Raw genomic sequence first — 18,141 nt, forward strand, 5'->3', positions numbered from 1 at the left:
TCAGGAATTAGCGGTCAGTGCCATGAATTCAAATAATAATGTACGCCCATCCCGTAACAGTCGCCGGCGCCGCCAGGCCCGTCAGGAAAACGTTCTTCAGCCAGCCGCTGCTTATATCCAGCGTAAGATTCCCCATTACAATTTGCTCAGCGATGAAGGTCTGGAAGCGATTGAGCAGCATGCGGAAATAATTTTGCATGAGTTTGGCATTCAGTTTCGTGATGACCCGGAAACCGTGCGCTTATTTGTTGACGCCGGTGCGGAAGCGAAAGGCGATATTGTGCACTTTCCCCCGGGGCTGATCCGTAAGCTGATCAGCACGGCCCCCGCTGAGTTTACCCAGCATGCAAGAAATCCGGCCCGCACGGTACAGATCGGCGGTAATAATACGGTGCTGGTACCGGCTTACGGGTCACCATTTGTGTATGACCTGGAAAAAGGCCGCCGCTACGGATCGCTGGAGGATTTTCAGAATCTGGTGAAACTTGCCTATATGAACCCGTATCTGAATCACAGTGGCGGGACGATTTGTGAGCCGGTAGATGTGCCGGTGAATAAGCGTCATCTGGATATGCTCTACAGCCACATGCGTTATTCGGATAAAGCCTATCTTGGCTCAATTACGTCTCCGGAGCGGGCGGCAGATTCGATAGACATGTCGAAGATACTGTTCGGTGAAGAGTTTGTGGATAACAACTGTGTGGTGATGGGCAATATCAACGCGACTTCGCCCCTGGTGTTTGACGGCGATGTTACCCGGGTGATCCGCACCTATGCCGCTGCCGGACAGGGCATGGTGATTTGTCCCTTCGTGCTCGGGGGCGCTATGGGGCCGGTTACACCGGCAGGGGCTGTCGCCCAGGCGCACGCTGAATCACTGGTCGGGGTTGCTCTGACCCAGATTGTTCGTCCGGGTGCGCCGGTCATCTACGGAAATTTCCTGACCACTATGTCGTTACGTAACGGCTCCCCGACCTTTGGCCAGCCGGAAGCCAGTCTGGCGTATTTTGCCATTGGCCAGCTGGCCCGCCGGGCCGGTTTACCCCTGCGCTGCGGCGGTTCGTTTACGTCATCGAAGGTGTCTGACTTTCAGGCCGGGCAGGAAAGTGCTGATGCGCTGATGCCAGCGCTGCTGTCAGGTGCTAACTTTGTGCTGCATTCGGCGGGCTGGCTGGAAGGCGGCCTGACCATGGGCTTTGAGAAGTTCATGCTGGATGCCAACCGACTGGGCATGATGACGAAGATGATGGGCGGCATGGCGCTGGATGAAAATGCCTTTGCACTGGATTCATACCGCCAGCGTACGGGACATAATGAGCACTTCCTGGGAACGGCTCATACCATGGCCAACTACACGGATGTGTTTTATGAGTCGAACACGGCGGATGCCAATTCCTTTGAGCAGTGGGAAATAGAAGGCAGTAAAACCGCTGAGCAACGTGCCCATGAGTTGTTTAAGAAGCAACTGAGCGAGTATCAGGCACCGGCGATTGACCCGGCGGTGGATGAGGCTTTGCAGGCATATATCGCGACTAAAAAGGAGTCGATGCCGGACCGCTGGTACTGAGCAGGTTATGGGCACAGCTAGCAGATACAAAAAAGGCTGATCCGGTAACGGGTCAGCCTTTTTTATGCGGTACAGCGGGTATTACATGCCGTACTCTTCGTAGATCTCTTTCAGACCAGGCTTGTTGGTAATCGCCTCTTCGCGGGTCAGACCCTGAAGTTCGTGCGGGAATACCAGCCATTCGGAAGATTCGTGAATGAAGTAATCCGGCACCAGACCCTCGGTCTTGTTATTCGCCGGCTTGTACCATGGGGTAGCAATGCGGATGTCGTGTGGCGTGTTCAGACGGGCTTTTTCTTTCAGCGTCTTGATCACGGCCTCAACACTCAGGCCAGTATCGAATACATCATCGACAATCAGCAGAGAATCCGGCGCGTTGACGTTACGGATCAGATAATCCAGACCGTGTACGCGGACTTCTTTGGCACGGGAATCGATCCCGGTGTAAGACGAGGTACGGATCGAAATATGGTCGGTTTTTACATCCATGGTTTCCAGCAGTTCCTGTACCGCGATGCCCACCGGAGTACCCCCGCGCCAGACACCGACGATGAAGTCAGGACGAAAACCACTGTTGTACACCTCAATTGCCAGCCGGAATGAATCTTCCAGCAGCTCCTGAGCGCTTAAATATACTTTGTTAACCATAATCGGGCCTATCTTCTGCTGACCGGGGATCGTCCCGGTACTGCTGAATTTTTAAAATGGGGTTCTGCCGGCGTCAACTCTGCCCGGCGGACTGTTGTCAGACAGTTGCCGTTACTGGTGCCAGTAAAGAAAGAGTATCAGGGGTGAACGAATACGACATTATAGTGAATAACCTTTGCACTGTAAGCTTGATGTGGACAGTTTTTCTGATTTTTTACCATCTGGTATGACCAACAGTCTTGTATCTCTACAGCACTCCCTATAGCCTTAGCCGCTTTTTTCGGGCAGTGCTTTTGGGGCAGGTAATAATAACCATAAAACCGGCTGCAAACTGACGGCAATAACAATAATCAGCCTTAAGCGACACCATTCACCGCGACGATAAAATTTTCCATTTCTGAGAAGGATGACTGAGCATGCAAGCTCTGATGAGTTATTTCAAAATCGCTGAACGTGGCAGCGATATTAAAACCGAGATCCGGGCAGGTGTTACCACCTTCCTGACCATGTCTTATATTCTGTTTGTGAACCCGCAGATCCTCAGTCTGGCGGGCATGCCTGCCAACGACGTGGCGATTGCCACAGCACTGGCGGCGGCGATCGCCACCATGATCATGGGGGTTTTTGCGAACTTCCCGTTCGCACTGGCACCGGGTATGGGCCTGAATGCTTATTTCACCTTCGGGGTGGTACAGGGCATGGGCGTTGACTGGCAGATCGCACTGGTGGCGGTATTCCTGGAAGGTCTGATCTTTATGGCGCTGGCGATGACCGGTGTGCGTACCAAACTGATCAATGCGATTCCCCAGTGTATTAAGATTGCCACCATGACGGGTATCGGCCTGTTTCTGGCGATTATCGGTTTTCAGGGGGCGCAACTGACGGTGGATCACCCGGCAACACTGGTGACTCTGGGCAACCTGCATGATCCGGGTGTGCTGTTGGCACTGGCCGGTATCGTGCTGATTTCTGCGCTGATGATTCGCGAAGTCAAAGGTGCAATTCTGATCGGTATCGTCACCGTGACGCTGATTGCCTGGTTTACCGGTCTGGCACCGGCGCCTGAGAGTATTGTTGCCATGCCGTCTCTGCCGAAAGAAACCTTCATGGCGCTGGATTTCTCCCAGATCTTTAACGCCACGCTGATTACCGTGGTTATCGCCTTTCTGTTTGTGGATATCTTCGATACCGCCGGTACCCTGATGGGGGTTGGCCGGTTAGGCGGTTTCCTGAACCTTAAAGGTGAACTGCCCGGAGCGGACCGTGCCTTCATGGCGGATGCCACCGGTACGACTGCCGGTGCATTAGTGGGTACCAGCACGGTCACCACTTACATTGAATCGGCTACCGGCATTGAAGAGGGTGGCCGTACCGGTCTGACGGCCGTGGTTGTATCCATTCTGTTCCTGTTATCGCTGTTCTTCACGCCGCTGTTTACCGCGGTACCGGCGCTGGCAACTGCGCCTGCGCTGATCGTTGTCGGTGCGATGATGATGTCTGCAGCCCGTGAAATGGACTGGACCAAACTGGAAGATGGCGTACCAGCCTTCCTGACCATCATTGCGATGCCATTCACCTATTCAATTGCCCACGGGATTACCCTGGGTGTGATTGCTTTTGTGCTGATCCGTATGCTGACGGGCAAGCAGAGTGAGATCCATCCGCTGATGTGGGGCCTGGCGGTTGCGCTGGTGGCTTATCACGGGTTTATGTAAGCCGGTGAGTGTTATTAAAAATCCCCGCTGCGTGCGGGGATTTTTTTGGATGCTTTCTAACAGGGCCTTTTAACAGGGCCTGGTTGAGCGGACCGTCTAATAGGGCAGGGAAGAGCTGATCAGGTCGAGACGGATGCGGCGCTTTTCGCCGTCCGGCGTGTCGGCGATCAGATACTCTTCGCTGTTACTGACTTCAATGTCCATAAAGCGGAGTGTTTCGATGTGTTCTCCGGCATCATCATGCCAACTGACGATATGCTCGGCCCGGCGCATGCAGGCCAGTTCATAACCGTCGTGCAGTTCACACTGAATGGGCTGATAGTCTTTCATAGCGTTCCTTTGCTGATCCGGGCTGAGAAATGGGCTCAGAGCCGGTAGCCTACTTTGAGGGTTACCTGATAGTGGCCAACTTTACCGTCAACGATGTGCCCGCGGGTTTCGGTGACTTCGAACCAGTCCAGGTGACTGAGGGTTTTGTTACATTCGGCCAGCGCGTTTTCAATGGCGTCTTCAATGCTGGTTTTGGACGAGCCGACAACTTCTACTTTCTTATATACATGATCAGACATCTGTGTCTCCTCAGGTCAGGGAATCTCGAAAACCTGATCTCAGTGTACGCAGAATTCTGCCATATAGGCAAGGCGGCTCCCACTGCCGGACTGGGGGGATGGCAGGGGAGCCGCAGACCGGTCAGACGACCATGTCAACTTGCTGAACCGAGCCGGAGTCCCCCGCTTCCGTCAGATAAAAGCCGGTGGCCCGTACCCGGCCATTGGTCTGGTTATCACTGCCTTTAATGTCGAACGGGGTGTCGGCTGATCCCAGATAAATAGCTCCGATACCCCGGTCTGCCAGTGATTCGAGCTTGTCTTCAGAGGTGGTTTTGGTCCACAGCTGGAGGCTGTCGAAGATACTGTCGTTTTCATCGATGTAGCCGTTGCCGTCTTCATCGTACTGGGCAAGGTCGGCAAAACCGTCACCGCTGCGGGCGCCGAACAGCTCGGTGCCGTCGTTAATGACGCCGTCGTTGTTTTTATCCAGCGCCAGCATGGCGCTGTTGCCGTTCAGATAGCTGATCATTTCAGCATCACCGTCGGTATCCAGATCGAAACTGTATTTCTCGTCGCTCAGGTCGGCGGCTTCCCCCTGGAAGTTGATAATCAGCGGGTCTGCAAAGGTGACTTCCTGAGTCATTTCAAATTCCCGTGTTTCGGTGTAGCTGCGTTCCATCTTCAGCTGCATGGAAAGGTTGAATTCACGGCCATCGGCGGTTTTGACGATACCGCAGCTGGAAAACTCCGTGCATTCATATTCAGAAACGGTCTCTTTCATTTTGACCGTCACCTCAAGTTTAGTGGGCTGCATCTCAGGCATGTCAGGCAATTCGCTGGCATCCGCCTGCTTCACCTGGCTGATCAGCGCCATGATGTCGCTGTTATCTGTTGTGGCGGTCACCCGCTGGCCACTGACAGCCTGCAGCAAGCCCTGAAACAGTCTGTCCTTTGCTAACTGTTGCTGGTCGGTAACCTGCTGTTGCTCTGCCGGGTCACGAAAGCGAAAGCCTTCGTCGGTCATAATCAGAATCGACGGGGTCGTATTCTGGTCGGCATCATCTGCCGGGTTGTCATCTGTGGTTGCCGGCGGGCTGGTCTGGTTAACGGACTCCAGGAAGTCTTTTGCATCGAGAAATAGTTTGCCGAACTGCAGCTCACTGCTCAGTGATGCGCTGAAGCTGCGGGATTCGGTCTTTTCATGACTTGCACTCAGGTTGATGTAACTGGTGTCGATGATCATTGTCATACTCCGTGTCGTGCTGAAAATAGCACCCGTTCCGGTCGTCGCTGTCAGCCTTATGGCGGTCACCATTACTCCCTGGTTCCCTTCATTTAGCGCGTCAGTCCCCCTGTGCCATCAAATGTCTCTGATAGCGGAAAACTGCCTGCAGGCCAGACGCCGGACGAGCATACCCCTGGGAAACGGAATGCTTGCCGGCCGTTTGCCGACAGATTCAACTGTTCCCATTTCTTCGGGCAAAGGGGGTCTGTGACATCTGAAAACGCAGATACCCTGGCTCGAAACTGTGCACTGAAAATGTCAACCGGCGCGTGACATACTGCTGCAGTCAGTTTTCTGGCTGCAAAGGGGCGCCTGCCTGTTTGTGCAGTAAGTCTGTAAACCTTACCGACAATGGCCTAATGCGTTGATTTTCAATGTTAAATAACTGCTGCTGTCAAAATCGTCGTATCGCTTACTCCTGTGTGGATAACCTGTGCCGGCTGATAGCCCAACTGTCGGCGTCGCCTGTGGCTGCCGTTAGTTCGTTCATTTCAACCGGGCGTGCAGGTCGAAGTTAAAAACTGGCAAAGGGAATAAAGCAAAAAGCGGGCCTAAAACGTAAATTCTGTTATGCAAGAAAAATTTCTTATCGTGAAAACGATAATGTGAGAGGCCCGGAATGCTTTTCTGGAACCAGACAGGTCGATAAGTTGGCCTTATCTGTGTCGATATTTGTCTAAAATGCGGCGATATTACGCATTTTTGGCTGAGACGATTCGGTTAGTCTGTAGGCTGGCGCTATTCACTATATGAAGATTGGTATTAGTCGCGCCGGTACAAAAAATATACATTTTTTGTTTACGAAGCTTGCCTTTTAAAAAGTCTTAAGGCAGCATCGTGAAAAAATAATTACAAATTTCACGAAGAGCATAATAATGACTAATATTTCATCTCCGGTAGATCCTAACGGTCTGCTTGAATATTCCGTGGTTTATACCGACCGTTCCCTGAACCACATGTCCAAATCTTTCCAGAGCGTGATGAATGATATTTCCCGCACTCTGAAATCTGTTTATCAGGCTGACGCTGTTGCTGTGGTACCCGGTAGTGGTACGTTCGGTATGGAAGCGGTTGCCCGCCAGTTTGCTAACAATAAGAAAGCGCTGGTTATCCGTAACGGTTGGTTCAGCTTCCGCTGGACGCAGATTTTTGAAATGGCTGACCTGCCATCCAGCTGTACAGTGATGAAAGCCCGTCAGACTGAAGAAGGTAGCCAGGCGCCTTTCGCACCGGCACCGATTGATGAGGTTGTGGCTGCGATTCATGCTGAAAAGCCGGACGTAGTATTTGCACCTCATGTAGAAACCTCTTCTGGCATGATCCTGCCGTCTGATTACATTCAGGCTGTCGCTGAAGCCGTACATGCTGTCGGTGGTCTGTTCGTGCTGGACTGTATTGCGTCCGGTGCCATCTGGGTCGATATGAAAGCTCAGGGTGTTGATGTCCTGATCAGTGCGCCACAGAAAGGCTGGAGCGGTTCCCCTTGCTGCGGTCTGGTGATGATGAACCAGCGCGCGCTGGCGGTACTGGAAACCACTGAAAGCAACAGCTTTGCCTGTGATCTGAAAAAATGGCTGCAAATCATGAATGCCTATGAAGGCGGTGCACACGCGTATCACGCGACGATGCCGACCGATTCACTGGCCGCTTTTGCCCAGGTAATGAAGGAAACTGAAGAGTACGGTTTCGATAAAGTCTGTGCTGCTCAGCAAGAGCTGGGTGACAAGGTCCGCGCGCTGCTGGTCAGCAAAGGCATTAAGAGCGTTGCTGCGGAAGGCTTCCAGGCACCGGGTGTGGTGGTTAGCTATACCGGCGATGCCGGATTCCAGAATGGCAGCAAGTTTGCTGCTGAAGGTATGCAGATCGCTGCGGGCGTACCCCTGCAGTGTGATGAACCGGCAGATTTCCAGACCTTCCGTCTGGGGCTGTTCGGCCTGGACAAGCTGTACGATGTTGATGCAGCTGTTGCCAAGTTTGAGCAAACTCTGGAGAGAGTCCTGTAAAGGGCTGGAGTTTGTTCTACCGTCGCGGCGCTCATAGCTGAGCGCTCCGGGCACCTGCGGTGATCCCGCAGGCTGGCCCGGGAATCAGCGTTTTGTCACGCATTGCGGAATCTGCCGGTAGGTTACAACTGGTACGCAGATTTCATATTAGGGCACCGAAAAAATAACAAATGTAGTGAAAAACGATACCGGACGTCAAAACCCGGTTATGATGTTTTTCAAACAAACTTAATATGGTGAATCAAATGAGAATGATGCCGAAGCTGACGTTGCAAGATGCGCAACTGATCATGCAAGCCTGCGTTGCAAAAGCAGAAGAAATTAACGTTGATATGGACATTGCCATTACCGATGACAGTGGCAACCTGCTGATGTTCCAGCGTATGGATAATGCCCGCATTACCAGTATCGATATCTCGATGGGTAAGTCTTTTACCGCCTCCGCTGCCCGTAAGTCCACCCGTGAATACGGTGAAGTAAGCGTGCCGGGTAAACCTGCGTTCGGTATTAACACCAGTAACCAGGGCCGTTTTTCCATTGTTGCCGGCGGTGTACCGATTTTTGCCGGTGAGCACATTGTTGGCGGTGTTGGCTGCAGTTCCGGTACCCCGGACCAGGATGAGATCGTCTCTCAGGCCGGTGTGGACGCGTTTCTTGCGTCACTGAAGTAACCCCTTTTTTGAATTGATTCCGGGCCCGGTTTTGCCGGGCCTGTTTAGTTGCCGGTGCCTGTTTACCGGCAAGAGGTAAGAAAAATATGTTTAATAAACAAGACCGTATCGATGCCTTTGATGCAGAGCTGTGGACCGCAATGCAGGCTGAAGAAGCCCGCCAGGAAGAACACGTTGAGCTGATTGCATCTGAAAACTACACCAGCCCGCTGGTTATGCAGGCACAGGGTTCAGGCCTGACCAACAAGTATGCGGAAGGCTATCCGGGCAAGCGTTATTACGGTGGTTGTGAGCACGTTGATGTGGTTGAGCAACTGGCAATTGACCGTGCTAAAGCACTGTTCGGTGCCGATTATGCAAACGTACAGCCGCACTCCGGCTCTCAGGCTAACTCTGCTGTCTACATGGCGCTGTGTGAACCGGGTGATACGGTGCTGGGTATGAGCCTGGCCCATGGCGGCCACCTGACCCACGGTTCCAAGGTGAGCTTCTCCGGTAAGATCTATAACGCCGTTCAGTATGGCCTGAACGATGCCGGTGAGATTGATTACGCAGAAGTTGAGCGTCTGGCGAAAGAGCATCAGCCAAAGATGATCGTCGCCGGTTTCTCTGCGTACTCCCGGATCATCGACTGGCAGAAGTTCCGCGACATCGCGGATGCGGTAGGTGCTTATCTGTTTGTGGACATGGCACACGTGGCCGGTCTGGTGGCGGCAGGTCTGTATCCGAACCCGGTACCGGTGGCGGATGTTGTCACCACGACGACTCACAAAACCCTGCGTGGCCCCCGTGGCGGTCTGATCATTGCCCGTGAGAATGCGGAGATTGAGAAAAAACTGAACAGTGCGGTATTCCCGGGTGGCCAGGGCGGCCCGCTGATGCATATCATCGCTGCAAAAGCGGTCGCATTCAAAGAAGCACTGGCGCCTGAATTCAGGGATTATCAGCAGCAGGTTCTCGATAACGCCCGTGCCATGGCTGAGGTGTTTATCGAGCGCGGTTACGATGTTGTCTCCGGCGGTACCGATGATCATCTATTCTTATTAAGTCTGATCAGACAGGGCATCACCGGCAAAGACGCCGATGCTGCACTGGGCCGGGCCAACATTACCGTGAATAAAAACTCGGTACCGAATGATCCTCAGTCACCCTTTGTTACCAGCGGTCTGCGGATCGGTACGCCGGCGGTCACCAGCCGTGGTTTCAGCGTGGATGACTGTCGTCAGCTGACTGGCTGGATCTGCGATGTACTGGAAGACATGGATAACCAGGCGGTTATCGATGATGTAAAAAATAAAGTTCTGGCGCTGTGCGCAGAACATCCGGTTTACCGCTAAGCGATAAGCCACTTACGGGCAGGGTATTCAGGCGGTGAGGGCCTGAATACCGGAGGGCAAAAAGATGAATATCAGCGTTTTTGATCTGTTTAAAATTGGTATCGGACCGTCCAGTTCACATACTGTGGGGCCAATGCGTGCTGCACTGGACTTTGTGGCTAAGCTGCGTGAACGCGGCTGCCTGCAACAGGTCAGCGGTGTGAAAATTGAACTGTTCGGTTCACTCGGTGCGACCGGGGTGGGCCACGGTTCAGGACCGGCGGTGATTCTGGGTCTGGAAGGTCAGGCCCCGGAGACCATTGATCCTGCGTATATGCAGCCCCGGCTGGATGAAATTAAGCAGCAGGCAAAGCTGTCACTGGATGGCGAGCATGAGATCAGTTTTGTCGAAGACAATGACCTGCTATACATCTTTGCGCCTCTGCCACAGCATCCGAACGGTATGCGTTTCAGTGCCCGTGATGCAGCCGGCATCTGCCTGTATACCCGGGAATATTTCTCGGTGGGCGGCGGTTTTGTTGTGGATGAAGATGAAATTGAGTCTGCAGAACAGGCGGTCCATGACGATGACGATACCGTATTGCCGTATCCGTTCGAAACCATGGAGCAGTTGCTGGGCCACTGTAAATCCAGTGGTTTGTCGATCAGTGAAATTATGATGGCCAATGAGACTGTGTACCGCAGCGCTGATGATGTCCGTCAGGGCTTGCTGGATATCTGGCATGTGATGCAGGCCTGTGTGCAACGTGGCTGTGACATCGAAGGTACTTTACCCGGTGGTCTGGATGTTAAGCGTCGCGCCCCTGAGCTCTATAAAAAACTGATGGGCCGTCCGGAAGCTGCCTTGCGTGATCCGCTGTCCGCGCTGGACTGGGTGAATCTGTACGCGCTGGCGGTGAATGAAGAAAACGCTGCCGGTGGCCGGGTTGTCACCGCGCCGACCAACGGGGCGGCGGGCATTGTGCCTGCTGTGCTGCATTATTACATGCGCTTCTATTACTCCGGCAGTGAGAGCGGTGTGGTGCGCTTCATGCTGACCGCTGCAGCGGTGGGCATGTTATGTAAGCGCAACGCGTCGATTTCCGGTGCAGAAGTGGGTTGTCAGGGTGAGGTAGGTTCAGCCTGTGCGATGGCAGCGGCCGGTTTGGCGGCAGTATCCGGCGGTACCCCTGAGCAGATTGAGAACGCGGCTGAAATCGGCATGGAACATAATCTGGGGCTGACCTGCGATCCGATTGCCGGTCTGGTGCAGGTGCCCTGTATTGAGCGTAACGCCATGGCGTCCATTAAAGCGATTAACGCCAGCCGTATAGCCCTGAATGGTGATGGTGAACACTTCGTCAGCCTTGATAAAGTAATCAAGACGATGCGGGATACCGGTGCCGACATGCAGAGTAAATATAAAGAAACCTCGCAGGGTGGTCTGGCGGTTAACGTAATCGAGTGTTAAAACGCGACCTTTGACGACGCATTTGGCTAAATATTGGACACTGGTCTTATTGCGGCTACGATGTGTCGTTTTTAGTATGTACCTGAGAGTGAAAAGTCGTAAATAATACCGCTTTCCAAAATGCTGGCTTTATCCCTGTGGATAAGGCCTTTTGCGGAAGCAAATAATAAACAATAAAAGAGCCAACCAGCTTAATAGAGGTAGTGAGTAATGGAACGCGAATCCATGGAATTTGACGTCGTCATCGTCGGTGCCGGACCTGCAGGTCTGTCCACCGCTTGCCGACTGATGCAACTGGCCAATGAGAAAGAGCAGGAACTGACCGTCTGTGTGGTCGAGAAAGGTTCCGAAGTCGGTGCTCATATTCTGTCCGGTGCGGTGGTTGAACCCCGCGCACTGAACGAACTGTTCCCGGACTGGAAAGAGCAGGGCGCTCCGCTGAACACAGCGGTCACCGAAGACCAGATTTTCATGCTGAAAGATGCTGAAAATGCCAAGAAAATTCCTAACGCACTGGTTCCAAAAACCATGCACAACGAAGGCAACTACATTGCCAGCGTTGGTAACCTTTGCCGCTGGTTGGGTGAGCAGGCTGAACAGCTGGGTGTTGAAGTATTCCCGGGCTTCCCTGCTGCCAACGTCATTTACGGCGATGACGGCCGTGTTGCCGGTATCGGTACCGGTGATATGGGCCTGGATGAAGAAGGCGGTCAGAAAGATTCTTACATGCCGGGCATGGACCTGCTGGCCAAGTACACCATCTTCACTGAAGGTTGCCGCGGTCACCTGGGTAAAGAACTGATTGCCAAGTTCAACCTGGACGAAGGTAAAGATGCCCAGCACTACGGTATCGGCATTAAAGAGCTGTGGGACATTGACCCGGCTAAACATCAGCCAGGTCTGGTTGTGCACGGTGCCGGCTGGCCACTGACAGATGCCAGCGGCGGTTTCTTCCTGTATCACACGGATAACAACCAGGTGGTTGTGGGTCTGATTACCGACCTGAACTACTCGAACCCGCACCTGAGCCCGTTCGATGAATTCCAGCGTATGAAGCACCATCCGGAACTGAAACAGTATCTGGAAGGCGGTACCCGTGTGTCTTACGGTGCACGTGCGATTGCTAAGGGTGGCCTGAACTCCCTGCCGAAAATGACCATGCCAGGCGCGCTGCTGCTGGGTTGTGATGCCGGTACTCTGAACTTCTCCAAGATCAAGGGTACGCACACCGCAATGAAGTCCGGCATGATTGCTGCCGAGACCCTGTTTGATGCCCTGAGCGCCGGTGATGAAGGCGGTCGTGATCTGACTGCTTACGCTGAGAACTTCAACGATTCATGGTTGTACCAGGAGCTGTATAAGAGCCGTAACTTCGGCCCTGCGATGCACAAGTTCGGTACGATTCTGGGCGGTGCGTTCAACTTCATCGATCAGAACCTGTTCAGCATTCCGGTTACCCTGCACGACAACAAGCCTGACTATGCAGAAATGAAGCCGGCCAGCGAGTGCCCGGTGATTGAATATCCTAAGCCGGACGGTGTCATCAGCTTTGATAAGTCTTCTTCTGTGTTCCTGTCGTTCACGAACCACGAAGAAAATCAGCCATGCCACCTGAAGCTGACCGATGCGTCTATTCCGATGACATCTAACCTGCAGAAGTTTGCGGAACCTGCGCAGCGTTTCTGCCCGGCGGGTGTTTACGAAATCGTTGAAGACGATGACGGCTCACAGCGCTTCCAGATTAACTCGCAGAACTGCGTTCACTGTAAGACTTGCGACATTAAAGACCCTGCCCAGAACATTACCTGGGTAACCCCTGAAGGGGGCGGCGGTCCTAACTATCCAAACATGTAAGCTTGCAAAAAGCTTGGAGAGCGTGACAAAACCCATTGGTCACGCTTTCTTCGAGACCAGTTTTGGCTCAGGCAGCGTAGGGATACGTTGCCAACTTTTTTACCTTGTGTATTAACATGTGTAATAAACCTCTCCCGGTTTGGGCAGAGGTTTTTTTTTGCCAAAAAAAAGAGCAGATGAACTGCTCTTAATACTTGAAGCATAAGGGAGGACTGCCGTCAGGCAATGGTCCGGTTGACGGTGGCAGCCACCATCCGGGTCAGGCTGGTCAGGTCGAATACCGGCAGTGCAAAGCGCTTTTGTAAGGCCGGTGCGAAATGCGACAGGTCGGTACATTCCAGCACAATTGAGCCTACATCCGGATTGTTGTTCAGCATGTTTTCAACGACGGCGCATAATTCCTGTTCGAATAATGCCATATCAAGATCATTGTATTTTGCCTTGAGGATGACATCACTGAACTGTGTCTGTTCCTGCATGCCGGCAACCACAATCGCTTCATCCCCGATGCCCACGCCGGTGAGGTGATCTGCTGTCAGGGCGTCGCTGTTCGCAACCACAACGCCGACTTTCTGATCAGATCTGAGCATGCGCGATACCAGAGGCACCTGAATCAGGCTGGACATGAATACCGGAATGTTAACCGCATCAGCCAGTGCTTTCTGGTGCAGTGCCAGGAAACCGCAGCTGCCGGTAATCGCTTTAACGCCTTCGCTTTCCAGCTCTTTGGCCGCGTCAATAAAAGGTTTCAGCAGTTCCGGGTCCCGCTCGCGGATTAAGCGGTCAATCGTTGCACCTTTAACGGTTTTATACAGAATCGGGAAATCAAAACAGGCAGGGTGTTTGATGTGCCCGTTTGGTTTGGGAAAGTAAGATTCCAGGGAGATGACCCCGACAGGAACGTCACAGATGTTATAGCCACCCTGTAAAATCATAGTGATACCTTTTAGTTAATGGTGTTGTACGAAATAAAGTTTATGCACTGCCTGTGATCACCGCCGGATCCAGTTAGCCCATTGCTGTCAGTTGAAGCGCTCAGGTGCAAAAGGCGTAAGGTCTACAGCGCCGGGTTCGCCCTGTATCGCACAGGATATCAGCTGACCGGTTACCGCGCCGAAAGTCAGCCCCAGATGGCCGTGGCCGAAGCCCAGACTGATCTGTGGATAACGTTGCAGCGGGCCGATGACCGGCAACGAGTCCGGTGTTGAAGGCCGGCTGCCGACCCAGGTGGATGTGATGTGTGGCGTTTCGCCCAGCATGACCTTGGCGTGTTCCAGCATGGTTTGCGCCTTGGATTCATCCAGCGGTGCATCGGCGGCAGCAAATTCAGCAGTCCCGGCGAGCCGGACACCACCGGCCATCGGTGTCAGGAATACGGATTTGTCCAGCCAGCCGACCGGACGCTGCAGCTGTTTTTCACCAAGATCCAGCGTTAAATGATAGCCCCGCTCGCTGACCATCGGCATTTTAACCCCCAGCGGCGTTAGCAGTTCTTTGGATGCCACGCCGGCACAGATAACCAGATGATCGAATTCAAGGGTTTCATCTGTCAGCTTTACACTGACTCCGGGAATTTTCGGTGTAACTGATAAGGCCTGATCGCGTAGGATTTTACCGCCATTGCCCGTAAAGTGCTCCGCATAACGGCGGCACAGGCCCAGCGGGCTGACGGTAAAGCGGGTATCCGGATAGAAGACACCGCCGGCATGAAAGGCCGCCAGATCCGGTTCCAGATCTGCTACCTGTCCGGCATTCAGAAATTCAAGGTTAACCCCTTGCTGCCGGCGTTCAAGCAGGTCTCCCTGCTGGGCGTTCTGAAAGTCCTGCTGATCAGCAAACAGCCCCAGACAGCCTTGCGCTTTGATCAGATCCTGCGCACCGCTGATTCTGAGCAGGGTTTCATCGGCCTGTACGGTGTGCTGGTGTAACTGGGATAAGGCGATCTTGCCTTTGGCATAATTGTCGGCGAAACAGGCTTTGAAAAACCGCCAGCCATACGGAAGCAGTTTAGGGATATAGTTGCTGTGCATTGAAAGCGGGCTGGAGCTGTCCATGAGCAGCCCCGGCATTTTCCGCATCATGGAAAAGCGTGCAAAGGGTAAGCGTGCATAGTCGGCAAACAGGCCTGCGTTACCAAAAGATGCCCCCATGCCCGGTAATTCTTTGTCGATAAGGGTGACCTGGTAACCTGCTTTTTGCAGCCATAACGCCGTTGATAAACCCACGACGCCGGCGCCAATAATGCCAATCTGAGAATCTTGCATAATCACGTAACCCGCTGAAAGACAGGCCCTAAATAGTCTTATCGTCTCTGGAATTAACCCGCTGCAGGCGGGCTGTAAAAAGCCTGCTGGTCTGCAGTGAGCATCGACAGTGAACACCCGCGGGAACCCCCGGCTCAGGCGGACACTTAAGGTTTTAAAATGACAAGGGCAAGGGACGTCACGACTTAAATTTAAGTGGGACTGGATATACCGGCAGCTGAAATTTAGCGTTTTGGTTTTGCACTTATTGTTATTTTTGGCCTGCTTTTAGTTGGGCCTAAACCTTCACGAACTTATTATTTGCGGCAATCTTTATAATCGCAAATCGTATTTTTTTAAGATTTCATCAGTTTTATTTATATTTTAATAATGCACCCGTTTCCGGGCTGTAGAGCGTGTTACCGGTATCGCTTACGGCTGAACCGGTAGATGAGTTGTCGGCAAGCTGATACTGGATATACGCCGGATGCCGGCAGCCAGAGCCGTTTATCCGGGGATTCCGGCGTGTATCAGCCATATAAAACTGCTTAATTTTGCAGAGACTAAAAACATAAGCAGAATTTATATAATCAAATATATTTTCGATTTGTATCTATGAACGGTTGAATTAGACTGGTTAATAATCGCGCATTGTTACCAGGGAACATACATAACAGGATTTCAGGGTTTGTTACCCGTCAGTCCACTGTTACTGAGAGATTTACAACGACACAGCGGATGTCAGAAAAGCGCCAATAATTAAATAAATGCCCGTCCTTAAAATTACCGAGGCATATAACAATAAAAATTCGGAGGACCAATGGACAGACGTAAAGTCGATGTCGTACTTGCGACCGTACTCATTATAATTTCCCTGATCATACTGACCAGCGATCAGCTGGTGGAAGGCGGCGCCGAAACGGACTTAGGTTCGATGTTCCTGCCCCGCATTGTTGCAGTACTGATCATCCTTTTCTCCGCCACTATCGGTATTCAGTCTCTTAAAAATCTGCTTCAGCGCAAAGAGATGGAAGATAAAGAACTCATCGTGACCAATGGTTACGGCGGCATCTTTATCTATATCGGTATTTTCATTGCTTACTGGTTGCTGGTGCCTGTCTTCGGATTTCTGGTGACGACTCCTTTTGTCATGTTCAGCGTTGCGCTGCTGCTGGGTGGCCGTAACTGGATCCCAATGACGGCCGTTTCGGTGATTACACCGATCCTGATTTTCTATGGTTCCAGTCAGTTCCTGCGGGTGTTTCTGCCCACCTGGTCGCTGTAAGTAAGGGGTGTTGTAATGTTTGACAATATTATTAGTGGCTTTGGGGCAATTCTTTCTGTCGGCCCGATTCTCGGTATTATCGCCGGTGTCATCATCGGTATTATTTTCGGCGCGATTCCCGGTATTTCCGGCATCATGGCCATCGCCATTATTCTGCCGCTGACCTTTTATGTTGATCCTATTATCGGTATCACGATGTTGCTGGCGGTGTATAAGGCCGGTATCTATGGCGGGTCTATTTCAGCCATTCTGATCAATACGCCGGGTGCGGCCGCGTCCTTTTTAACCGCGGTGGATGGTAACGCGCTGACGAAGGCCGGTAAGGCCGGTAAGGCGCTGGATATATCGCTGTTTTCTTCGGTATCCGGGGAGATGCTGGCGACCCTGGTACTGATCCTTGTGGCGGCGCCTATTTCGGCAATTTCCCTGCAGGCCGGCCCCATTGAGAAAGTCTTCCTGCTGCTGTTTGCCTTTACCGTTATCGGCACGCTTGCGGGTGAGTCTATTCCCCGTGGCTTGCTGTCCTGCTGCTTAGGGATGCTGTTTGCGATGGTGGGGATGTCCACGATTACCGGTGCTTCCCGCTTTACCTTTGGCTATACCGAACTGATGGCAGGCTTCACCTTCACGCCGATGCTGATCGGTATTCTGGTGATGCCGGAGGTGATCAATGTGATTCGCCGGCGCCGGGTGCCGCATCATGAGATGATGATTACGCACTCGCCTGATCCGGCTGATAACCGCATCAGCTTTAAGGAGTTCCGTTCTGTCTTCCGGACGATCCTGAAGTCCAGCGGCATCGGCACATTCATCGGTGCATTACCGGGCCTGGGTTCCAGTACCGCTGCCTTTATCGCGTACGGTGAGGCTAAGCGCACCTCGAAGAAACCGGAGGAGTACGGTAAAGGTTCTGTTGAAGGTATCGCGGCTGCGGAGTCTGCCAATAACGCGGTGTGTGGTTCCAGTATGATCCCGATGCTGACCCTGAGTATTCCCGGCGATGACGTAGCGGCGCTGCTGATGGGGGCATTCCTGATCCATGGTTTAACGCCGGGTCCGTTAATCTTCTTCGAACACACTGAAACCATTTATGCGATTTTCGCCGGCTTCCTGATCACGGATCTGTTCCTGCTGGGGATCGCCAAGTCGGGTTTCCGCTTCTTTGTGAAGATTGCCTCACTGCGCCGTTATTACATATTCCCCTGTGTCACGGTATTTGCTTTCACCGGTGCCTTCACTGCGGGCCAGAATATGAACGACATTCTGATCCTGATTGCCTTCACCATCATGGGCTACTCCATGCGGGTGTTCGGGCTGAATCCGGCGGTGTTCATTATCGGCTTTATTCTGACGCCCTTCCTTGAACAGAATCTGGATCAGGCGCTGGCGATTGTCGGTACTGACTACCACCTATTCTTTGCTTCACCTTTCTCCTGGGTATTTATCGCCCTGTCGGCTTTCTTCGTTTATTCGAGCATTCGGATGCGCAATAAGGCCGCCAGAACCCCACAGGAAAAAGCTGTCTAGCCAGA

The 18,141-nt window shown here is 52.6% G+C and carries 16 protein-coding genes; 9 read left to right on the forward strand and 7 right to left on the reverse strand.

The features are described from left to right. The first annotated feature begins 22 nt into the window (after positions 1 to 22). Positions 23 to 1,567: a trimethylamine methyltransferase family protein gene (locus PCI15_RS01535; protein WP_271272615.1), complete on the forward strand. Its 1,545-nt coding sequence runs from the start codon at positions 23 to 25 to the stop codon at positions 1,565 to 1,567. A gap of 81 nt (positions 1,568 to 1,648) precedes the next feature. On the opposite strand, the gene PCI15_RS01540 is transcribed toward PCI15_RS01535, so the two are convergent. Then, entirely contained in the window at positions 1,649 to 2,215 is a 567-nt protein-coding gene (locus PCI15_RS01540; RefSeq protein WP_271272616.1) for a phosphoribosyltransferase, read from the reverse strand. Between the two features lie 416 nt (positions 2,216 to 2,631). Between PCI15_RS01540 and PCI15_RS01545 the strand changes: the two genes are divergently transcribed. Beyond that, the gene (locus PCI15_RS01545; RefSeq protein ID WP_271272617.1) at positions 2,632 to 3,930 is read left to right on the forward strand and encodes an NCS2 family permease; all 1,299 of its coding nucleotides are present in this window, start codon (positions 2,632 to 2,634) and stop codon (positions 3,928 to 3,930) included. 96 nt (positions 3,931 to 4,026) lie between these two features. On the opposite strand, the gene PCI15_RS01550 is transcribed toward PCI15_RS01545, so the two are convergent. The 3 genes from PCI15_RS01550 to PCI15_RS01560 all read right to left on the reverse strand — a co-directional run bounded on the left by PCI15_RS01550 (position 4,027) and on the right by PCI15_RS01560 (position 5,724). Further along, positions 4,027 to 4,260, reverse strand: coding sequence for a Rho-binding antiterminator (locus tag PCI15_RS01550; RefSeq protein WP_271272618.1), 234 nt, complete (start codon positions 4,258 to 4,260; stop codon positions 4,027 to 4,029). A gap of 35 nt (positions 4,261 to 4,295) precedes the next feature. After that, positions 4,296 to 4,499 (reverse strand): dodecin, encoded by a 204-nt coding sequence (locus PCI15_RS01555; RefSeq protein ID WP_271272619.1) that lies wholly within the window; start codon positions 4,497 to 4,499, stop codon positions 4,296 to 4,298. A 121-nt stretch (positions 4,500 to 4,620) separates the two neighbouring features. After that, positions 4,621 to 5,724, reverse strand: coding sequence for an SPM autocatalytic domain-containing protein (locus PCI15_RS01560; protein ID WP_271272620.1), 1,104 nt, complete (start codon positions 5,722 to 5,724; stop codon positions 4,621 to 4,623). Positions 5,725 to 6,641: 917 nt separating this feature from the next. Here PCI15_RS01560 and PCI15_RS01565 point away from each other — a divergent pair. The 5 genes from PCI15_RS01565 to PCI15_RS01585 all read left to right on the forward strand — a co-directional run bounded on the left by PCI15_RS01565 (position 6,642) and on the right by PCI15_RS01585 (position 13,081). Then, positions 6,642 to 7,769, forward strand: a complete 1,128-nt coding sequence (locus PCI15_RS01565; RefSeq protein ID WP_271272621.1) for an aminotransferase class V-fold PLP-dependent enzyme — start codon at positions 6,642 to 6,644, stop codon at positions 7,767 to 7,769. 245 nt (positions 7,770 to 8,014) lie between these two features. Beyond that, positions 8,015 to 8,440: a GlcG/HbpS family heme-binding protein gene (locus PCI15_RS01570; protein WP_205657504.1), complete on the forward strand. Its 426-nt coding sequence runs from the start codon at positions 8,015 to 8,017 to the stop codon at positions 8,438 to 8,440. A gap of 86 nt (positions 8,441 to 8,526) precedes the next feature. Then, positions 8,527 to 9,777 (forward strand): serine hydroxymethyltransferase, encoded by a 1,251-nt coding sequence (gene glyA / locus PCI15_RS01575; protein WP_271272622.1) that lies wholly within the window; start codon positions 8,527 to 8,529, stop codon positions 9,775 to 9,777. Positions 9,778 to 9,841: 64 nt separating this feature from the next. Beyond that, positions 9,842 to 11,227, forward strand: a complete 1,386-nt coding sequence (locus PCI15_RS01580) for an L-serine ammonia-lyase (RefSeq protein WP_271272623.1) — start codon at positions 9,842 to 9,844, stop codon at positions 11,225 to 11,227. A 210-nt stretch (positions 11,228 to 11,437) separates the two neighbouring features. Continuing rightward, entirely contained in the window at positions 11,438 to 13,081 is a 1,644-nt protein-coding gene (locus PCI15_RS01585; protein WP_271272624.1) for an electron transfer flavoprotein-ubiquinone oxidoreductase, read from the forward strand. 218 nt (positions 13,082 to 13,299) lie between these two features. Here the strand turns inward: PCI15_RS01585 and PCI15_RS01590 are convergent, their stop codons facing one another. The 3 genes from PCI15_RS01590 to PCI15_RS01600 form a co-directional block, all read right to left on the reverse strand. Further along, on the reverse strand, positions 13,300 to 14,016 hold the full coding sequence (locus PCI15_RS01590) for an aspartate/glutamate racemase family protein (RefSeq protein ID WP_271272625.1): 717 nt from the start codon (positions 14,014 to 14,016) through the stop codon (positions 13,300 to 13,302). Positions 14,017 to 14,103: 87 nt separating this feature from the next. Continuing rightward, the gene (locus tag PCI15_RS01595) at positions 14,104 to 15,345 is read right to left on the reverse strand and encodes an NAD(P)/FAD-dependent oxidoreductase (RefSeq protein WP_271272626.1); all 1,242 of its coding nucleotides are present in this window, start codon (positions 15,343 to 15,345) and stop codon (positions 14,104 to 14,106) included. Positions 15,346 to 15,697: 352 nt separating this feature from the next. Continuing rightward, on the reverse strand, positions 15,698 to 15,862 hold the full coding sequence (locus PCI15_RS01600; RefSeq protein WP_271272627.1) for a hypothetical protein: 165 nt from the start codon (positions 15,860 to 15,862) through the stop codon (positions 15,698 to 15,700). A gap of 282 nt (positions 15,863 to 16,144) precedes the next feature. Here PCI15_RS01600 and PCI15_RS01605 point away from each other — a divergent pair, with 282 nt between their 5' ends. Together PCI15_RS01605 and PCI15_RS01610 are read left to right on the forward strand one after the other, a co-directional pair. After that, entirely contained in the window at positions 16,145 to 16,609 is a 465-nt protein-coding gene (locus PCI15_RS01605; RefSeq protein WP_271272628.1) for a tripartite tricarboxylate transporter TctB family protein, read from the forward strand. Between the two features lie 15 nt (positions 16,610 to 16,624). Next, a complete protein-coding gene (locus tag PCI15_RS01610) occupies positions 16,625 to 18,136 on the forward strand; it encodes a tripartite tricarboxylate transporter permease (protein ID WP_271272629.1) in 1,512 nt (503 codons plus the stop codon). Positions 18,137 to 18,141 lie beyond the last annotated feature (5 nt).

Source organism: Aliamphritea hakodatensis (assembly GCF_024347195.1).
Classification (GTDB): domain Bacteria; phylum Pseudomonadota; class Gammaproteobacteria; order Pseudomonadales; family Balneatricaceae; genus Amphritea; species Amphritea hakodatensis.

Coding starts and splice junctions, on each gene's coding strand:
- PCI15_RS01535 (WP_271272615.1), top strand. CDS start 23: ATGAATTCAAATAATAATGTACGCCCATCCCGTAACAGTCGCCGGCGC.
- PCI15_RS01540 (WP_271272616.1), bottom strand. CDS start 2,215: ATGGTTAACAAAGTATATTTAAGCGCTCAGGAGCTGCTGGAAGATTCA.
- PCI15_RS01545 (WP_271272617.1), top strand. CDS start 2,632: ATGCAAGCTCTGATGAGTTATTTCAAAATCGCTGAACGTGGCAGCGAT.
- PCI15_RS01550 (WP_271272618.1), bottom strand. CDS start 4,260: ATGAAAGACTATCAGCCCATTCAGTGTGAACTGCACGACGGTTATGAA.
- PCI15_RS01555 (WP_271272619.1), bottom strand. CDS start 4,499: ATGTCTGATCATGTATATAAGAAAGTAGAAGTTGTCGGCTCGTCCAAA.
- PCI15_RS01560 (WP_271272620.1), bottom strand. CDS start 5,724: ATGATCATCGACACCAGTTACATCAACCTGAGTGCAAGTCATGAAAAG.
- PCI15_RS01565 (WP_271272621.1), top strand. CDS start 6,642: ATGACTAATATTTCATCTCCGGTAGATCCTAACGGTCTGCTTGAATAT.
- PCI15_RS01570 (WP_205657504.1), top strand. CDS start 8,015: ATGAGAATGATGCCGAAGCTGACGTTGCAAGATGCGCAACTGATCATG.
- glyA (WP_271272622.1), top strand. CDS start 8,527: ATGTTTAATAAACAAGACCGTATCGATGCCTTTGATGCAGAGCTGTGG.
- PCI15_RS01580 (WP_271272623.1), top strand. CDS start 9,842: ATGAATATCAGCGTTTTTGATCTGTTTAAAATTGGTATCGGACCGTCC.
- PCI15_RS01585 (WP_271272624.1), top strand. CDS start 11,438: ATGGAACGCGAATCCATGGAATTTGACGTCGTCATCGTCGGTGCCGGA.
- PCI15_RS01590 (WP_271272625.1), bottom strand. CDS start 14,016: ATGATTTTACAGGGTGGCTATAACATCTGTGACGTTCCTGTCGGGGTC.
- PCI15_RS01595 (WP_271272626.1), bottom strand. CDS start 15,345: ATGCAAGATTCTCAGATTGGCATTATTGGCGCCGGCGTCGTGGGTTTA.
- PCI15_RS01600 (WP_271272627.1), bottom strand. CDS start 15,862: ATGGCTGATACACGCCGGAATCCCCGGATAAACGGCTCTGGCTGCCGG.
- PCI15_RS01605 (WP_271272628.1), top strand. CDS start 16,145: ATGGACAGACGTAAAGTCGATGTCGTACTTGCGACCGTACTCATTATA.
- PCI15_RS01610 (WP_271272629.1), top strand. CDS start 16,625: ATGTTTGACAATATTATTAGTGGCTTTGGGGCAATTCTTTCTGTCGGC.